This is a genomic window from Vibrio sp. Vb0349 (genome assembly GCF_033338975.1).
The window spans coordinates 1-1,197 of sequence record NZ_JAWOTS010000301.1 but is presented as its reverse complement, the minus strand read 5'-3'; the positions used below and the strand labels follow the sequence as shown (position 1 = coordinate 1,197).

The following is a 1,197-nucleotide window of genomic DNA, read 5'->3' as shown; positions in this document are numbered from 1 at the left end:
CGAGGCGCTACAAGGTAAGCTCTGCACACTGTACGGCGATCATCAAACGCGTTTTGTTTGGTTAACTCCGGAGTGTGAGTTCGCTTACTCTAGCGAAGAGAAAGCAGCATTAAATGCGATTTTTCTCACTTTGCCTACGGTAGATACCGTGGTTGAAAACACTGAGGATGACTATCAGCACGACAGGTTGGCTTCGATTGTGTTTACCTCAGGCTCAACGGGGGCACCGAAAGCGGTGGTTCATACGCATCGACAGCACCTCGCTTCGGCAGAGGGATTACTATGTGAGTTCACCTTCCATCAACAAGACACTTGGCTGTTGTCGCTTCCACTTTATCATGTTTCCGGCCTTGCGATTGTCTATCGCTGGTTGTTTGTTGGCGCAACATTGAAAATCGGCACGGGAAGACTGGCAGACGATATCTTCGCGGTTTCACACGCCTCTTTAGTGGCGACTCAACTTAAACGCTTGCTAGATGATGATGTTGAACTGTCACTGACGCACGTTTTGCTGGGGGGCAGTCATGTGGCTCATGAGTTGGCGGTAAGAGCCACAGAAAAAGGCATCGAGACGTGGTTAGGTTATGGTATGACCGAGGCAGCATCTACCGTTACGGCAAAACAGATCAATGACGTAAGCAATGCTGGGCATTTACTAAAAAATCGTAAGATTAAGCTGGTTGATGAGCGCATTTACATTGGTGGACAAACGCTAGCTTCAGGCTATTTTCACCAAGGTCAAGTGACGGCATTCGTGGACGAGGATGGTTGGTTCGACAGTAAGGATCTCGGTACTTGGCAAGGAGATGAGTTAAAGATCATCGGTCGGGCCGATAATCAATTTATCTCAGGTGGAGAAAACGTTCACTGTGAGGAAATAGAAGCAGTATTGAACCAAATCCCAAGCGTCACTCAGAGCATTGTCGTGCCAGTCGAAGATGCTGAGTTCGGTCATCGTCCTATAGCCGTTATTCAATCAGAAGCGTTACTGAGCCAACAGGAATTCGAGCAATACTTGCGGAAAAAGCTTGAGAAGTTTAAATGGCCAATCGCTTACTATTTGATGCCACAAGCCTTGTTAGAAGGTGGGATTAAAGTCTCGCGTAAAGCGGTAAAAGAGTGGCTGCTGTATGAGTTAGATAATCAACGTTAAATAGCTGGCGCTCATTTGCCCTGCTGAAATGAGGCGAAGATTAG

At 47.3% G+C, this 1,197-nt stretch carries 1 protein-coding gene; it reads left to right on the top strand.

Going from position 1 to position 1,197, the window contains the following annotated elements:
* A partial coding sequence (gene menE / locus R7Q47_RS25365; RefSeq protein WP_318090109.1) for an o-succinylbenzoate--CoA ligase occupies window positions 1-1,153 on the top strand: 1,153 nt, incomplete at its 5' end.
* Window positions 1,154-1,197: the final 44 nt, after the last annotated feature.